The 4,953-nt window shown below is 36.7% G+C and carries 4 protein-coding genes; 2 read left to right on the top strand and 2 right to left on the bottom strand.

The window, feature by feature from the left end:
* The first annotated feature begins 479 nt into the window (after positions 1-479).
* Positions 480-2,390, top strand: a complete 1,911-nt coding sequence (locus tag ACP6PM_RS32065; RefSeq protein WP_426590913.1) for a transketolase C-terminal domain-containing protein — start codon at positions 480-482, stop codon at positions 2,388-2,390.
* A gap of 1,113 nt (positions 2,391-3,503) precedes the next feature.
* Here the strand turns inward: ACP6PM_RS32065 and ACP6PM_RS32060 are convergent.
* Positions 3,504-3,719, bottom strand: coding sequence for a hypothetical protein (locus ACP6PM_RS32060; RefSeq protein ID WP_426590912.1), 216 nt, complete (start codon positions 3,717-3,719; stop codon positions 3,504-3,506).
* Positions 3,720-4,091: 372 nt separating this feature from the next.
* On the opposite strand from ACP6PM_RS32060, the gene ACP6PM_RS32055 reads away from it, so the two are divergent.
* The gene (locus ACP6PM_RS32055) at positions 4,092-4,343 is read left to right on the top strand and encodes a hypothetical protein (RefSeq protein WP_426590911.1); all 252 of its coding nucleotides are present in this window, start codon (positions 4,092-4,094) and stop codon (positions 4,341-4,343) included.
* Between the two features lie 316 nt (positions 4,344-4,659).
* On the opposite strand, the gene ACP6PM_RS32050 is transcribed toward ACP6PM_RS32055, so the two are convergent.
* The coding region (locus tag ACP6PM_RS32050; protein WP_426590910.1) for a hypothetical protein at positions 4,660-4,953 on the bottom strand (294 nt) is incomplete at its 5' end.

Genomic DNA, 4,953 nt, shown 5'->3' with positions numbered 1-4,953 from the left:
ATCCGAGGCTTTATATTTTCAATATTTTTGATTCGACTTTGACATCAAAGGTAAATAAAGATACTCTTATCAACCAAACTTCAAACTCAAAAGCCGGATTTGATAGACTTGAAACTTTGAGGGTATTTCTCCGAGCCTTAATATTTTCAATATTTTTGATTCGACTTTAAAATCAAAGGTAAAAAACATACTCTTATCAACCAAACTTAAAACTCAAAATTCAAAATTCATTAATTGATAATGGATAATGAATAATTATCTCTGGTTAAAACCGTAACGGAATTGTATAAGGGAAAATCTCCTAGCAATTTTTCTCCTTAAAAGGAGAGGTTTTAAACCTCTGGAGATTAATTATCAATCATCAATTATTAATTATGAATCTCCCTAATCCCTAAAAAGAATTTTTCAGCTAACCCTATTTAAGTATGGGACAAATTATGAGAATATAAATTTTATAGATATTACCACTATTATTAACCATGACAACTGCTACAGCACCATTTCCAATTGACATAGCAAGCTACAAACCCCTGTCCCTAGACCCTACAAACGCCACGCTTACAGATGAACAACGACAAACACTCAAAGCAAATATTCAACTTTGCCGTGACACAATTATCTTCTTTACCGCCACTGGGGCTGCGAGAGGAGTAGGCGGTCATACAGGTGGCCCTTATGATACAGTACCAGAAGTAATGATTCTAGATGCTTTGTTCCGAGGTGCAGCAGAAAAGTTTGTACCTATTTTCTTTGATGAGGCAGGACACCGTGTAGCTACCCAATACTTGATGGCAGCTATACAAGGAGACCTTCCTTTTGAACATCTTGTAAATTATCGGGCAGCTAATTCTCATCTGCCAGGACATCCAGAACTAGGACTGACTCCAGGAGTAAAATTTAGTTCCGGGAGATTGGGACATATGTGGCCTTACATTAATGGTGTGGCAATGGCAAATCCTAATAAAATAGTTTTTTGCCTCGGTTCTGACGGTTCTCAACAAGAAGGTAATGATGCTGAAGCTGCAAGATTAGCAGTAGCACAAAATCTCAATGTTAAATTGCTGATTGATGATAATGATGTGACTATCGCAGGTCATCCTTCGAGCTATTTAAAAGGTTATGACCTGAATAAAACTCTCACAGGTCACGGTTTGACTGTACTTGAAGGAGATGGAGAAGATTTAGACAGTCTTTACCAAAGAATATGTCAAGCAGTTACTACTGAAGGTCCGATCGCTATAATTAATAAGCGGAAAATGTGCCCGGGAATAGAAGGTTTGGAAGGTTCTACCCACGGACATGATGTAATTCCTTTAAAATTGGCGATCGAATATCTCAAGGGTAGAGGAATAACTCAAGCAGTTAACTATTTGGAAGCTATTGAAAAACCAAAACAGAGTTATACTTATTTGGGAGTTAGCGACAAAGCTGGTTCCAATCGCAACGTCTTTGGGGAAACTGTGGTATCTGTTCTCAATGGTATGAGTGAAGCAGAACGTGGCAACCACTTATTTGTTGATAGTGACTTAGAAGGTTCCTGCGGACTCAAACAAATTCGCGAAGCTCACCCAGAACGGTTTGTTAGTGGCGGTATTATGGAACGTGGCAACTTGTCTGCTGCTGCGGGATTTGGTATGGAAGCTGGTAAGCAAGGTATTTTTGCAACTTTCAGCGCTTTCCTAGAAATGTGCATTTCCGAAATCACCATGGCGCGGTTAAATAAGTCTAATCTTTTATGTCATTTCTCCCATGCTGGTATAGATGACATGGCAGATAATACTTGTCACTTCGGTTTAAACAATATGTTTGCCGATAATGGTTTGGATGATGCTTATGAAACTCGTCTTTATTTCCCAGCAGATGCTAATCAAATGAAAGCTTGTGTTGAAGCAGTATTTACTCAAACTGGAATGCGCTTTATTTTTTCGACTCGCTCGAAGGTGCCAATTCTGGTTGATGGTGATGGTAAAGAACTTTTTGGCGAAGGTTATAAATTTACTCCAGGCAAAGATGAGGTGATTCGGGAAGGTACTGCTGGTTATATTGTGAGTTTTGGTGATGCGTTGTATCGTTCTCTCGATGCGGTGGAACGTCTGAAGCAGGAGGGAATAGATGTTGGTTTGATTAATAAACCGACTCTGAATGTAATTGATGAGGATATGTTGAAAAAGGTAGGTGCTGCTCCTTTTGTTTTGGTAGTTGAAGCTTTTAACCGTCGTACTGGTTTGGGCAGTCGTTTCGGTTCTTGGTTATTAGAACGTGGCATGACTCCGAAGTTTTCTTATATTGCTACTCACAAGGAAGGTTGTGGCGGTCTTTGGGAACAGTTCCCTCATCAAGGAATTGGTCCTGAAGGTATTATGAGTCAGGTTAAGGAGTTGGTTAAATAATTTTCTTGAAGCGTTCAGCGGTCAGCATTCAGCTATCAGCTATTCATTATCTTTAACGTGAACGTTTGCCGAGCATTCTGGAACGGAAAGGAGATTTCAAACCCTCCTGAACAATCCTGCTTGTGGAAAGGGAAGTCTAACCTAGTGGACTGACGCGGCTAATTTTGTGCAAAATTGTAGGGTGTGTTAGACGGCTTAAATTCAGACTATGAATAGGATTCGGCAATCCGTCGTAACGCACCATTTTAGATGTGTCAGTCCACTAGTGCCGTGTCAAGCCTTAAATGTTACTTTAGGAAAATGGTATGATGCTGATTTTTCAAAGCTTTTAGTCAAAAATTTATTCCACTATTTTAAGGTTGACGCACCACTAGTGCCGTGTCAAGCCTTAAATGTTAGTTTAGGAAAATCCTAGGATGCTGATTTTTCAAAGCTTTTAGCTAAAAATCTATTCCACCATTTTAAGCTTGACGCGCCACTAGAGCTGCTAAAAGCTGATAGCTGGTTAATCAATACTGGGAAAAAAGGAATAATCAAGAGAGACGTTCCATGGAACGTCTCTACAATTAGATTTTCGGATACTATCAAAAGAAATTTGTCAATAGTTATAATTGCTTAAGCAGTGACACCTGTTCAAAATAAGTTTTTTTGAGATTTATTCATCCGTGGAGAGAGTATAAATTTTTGCACCTCATATTAACGAAAAATACAAGGTTGTAGCTTTTTCTAGGGAAAATTTCTTATTTTTAGATACAAGAATAGCACAATAAACTATGTATCTAGATGATACCAAATCTCTGAAATAACGCAAGTACGTGAAATATTTTGTAATAATTAGCCGAAATAAGAGATTTTTTTGATAAGCATAAAAAATGAAATCGACTCTTATTATTTTTTTTACTTATGATTTGGCGTTCTTGCGGAAAACTGTTTTTTGATTTTGGTCATGGAAGGAGGCGATCGCTACTTCTAGAGAAGAGTAAAGATTTTAGAGTAGTTTTAAATTGTCATAAATTAGAGATTTTTTTCAGGAGATAGGAGTAGTAAATGGAAAACATCTCTAACAAAATACGCCGACAACGAAAGATTTTTGGCAACTGCTCTAAATCCAGATTAAGTCAGAAAAAAAGAGATGTTTAATAATAGATTAGCGATCGCTACTGTCACAAAGGTAGATTGGAAAACCACATAGATAATAGAGAGTTTGTTAAGTCTTGAATTAGTACGAAACCCTCTAATAAATACGTCTGTCTCAAGCTGAGGTAAATATTCTATGAAATGGCAACTTTCTATCTGGCAAATTACTTTTCCACTTTGCGGAGTTCTCATTTTTTCCAAAGGAATGGAAGGAAGCAATCTCAAAGGTTTAGATACATCAATATTTCGTTAAATGTTAGGTTTATTAGCGCGTGCCTACTTAGAGATATTTTGAGTTGCTATAAATTAGAGATTTTCTCAGGAGATAAGGGAAGAAAATGCCAAAAATCTCTAACAAAATGCGCTGACAAAGAAAGATTTTTGGTAACTGCTCTAAATCCAGATTAAGTCAGAAAAAAAGAGATGTTTAATAATAGATTAGCGATCGCTACTGTCACAAAGGTAGATTGGAAAACCACATAGATAATAGAGAGTTTGTTAAGTCTTGAATTAGTACGAAACCCTCTAATAAATACATCTGTCTCAAGCTGAGGTAAATATTTTATGAAATGGCAACTTTCTATCTGGCAAATCACCTTTCCACTTTGCGGAGTTCTAATTTTTTCCATCGGAGCTTTAACAACAATTCACATGATTCACGGTCGGTATCTTTTCCATTTTGAAATAACTCGCCAAGGAATGAAAATTCTGACGGATGTTGATAAAAGAGATAGTGGAAATGATTCTGTTCAGGAAATTAAGTTCGATGTTCAGGAAGAAGTTAAGGAAGAGGATAAAACCACGGTTATTGAGTAATTAAATGAGTTTTGTTTCTTGGTCAGGTATATCAATATTCTGGGAGGGTATTTTATCCAGAAGTTCAGAAATTTTGGAATTGATTGAGGAATTACTTTCTTTGGCTTCTGACAATCGAGTTTGCTAGATATCTAATCAGAAAAACAGTCTCTTGTAGCTTGGTTTGAGAAACTTAGGTTGCTTCCCAAAGTTTAGCCCAACAAATATATTTGTTGTTGGGCTAAACCTAATTTGCATAATTTAAATATCCTGACTAAATTATCAGAACATGATATTAGACTTCTTTCAGATTTTACTCATCCCACAAAAATCTTAATTAGCAGACAAGAAATTCTTTAATCTTGGCTTTTTGGTTTTCGTAATAGTCAAGATTCTCTTCACTAAATAGACCATTATTCTCAGAAATTTCCTCATCTATTTTTTCAATCCAAGAGCTGAGTAAATTATCTGATTCTGCCATCTCTAGAATTTCTCCGATTCTGTCAGCTTCAGATTCAGATAATTCTGGGAGATTTGCCAATTTGGAATATTCTTGAATCAGACTTTTTTGCTTTGGCGTGAGTTGGTAAGACTCAAGAGTTTGGTTGACAGGCAGAAACTCCTTAATCTT

Source organism: Dapis brunnea BLCC-M229 (genome assembly GCF_050015995.1).
In the GTDB taxonomy this organism is placed as follows: domain Bacteria; phylum Cyanobacteriota; class Cyanobacteriia; order Cyanobacteriales; family Microcoleaceae; genus Trichodesmium.
Note: the sequence above shows the minus strand (reverse complement) of the source record. Positions and strands in the feature narration are given on the sequence as shown.

Bases quoted from the DNA above. Each gene is read 5' to 3' on its own strand.
- ACP6PM_RS32055 (WP_426590911.1), top strand. From the start codon at position 4,092: ATGAAATGGCAACTTTCTATCTGGCAAATCACCTTTCCACTTTGCGGA.
- ACP6PM_RS32065 (WP_426590913.1), top strand. From the start codon at position 480: ATGACAACTGCTACAGCACCATTTCCAATTGACATAGCAAGCTACAAA.
- ACP6PM_RS32060 (WP_426590912.1), bottom strand. From the start codon at position 3,719: ATGAGAACTCCGCAAAGTGGAAAAGTAATTTGCCAGATAGAAAGTTGC.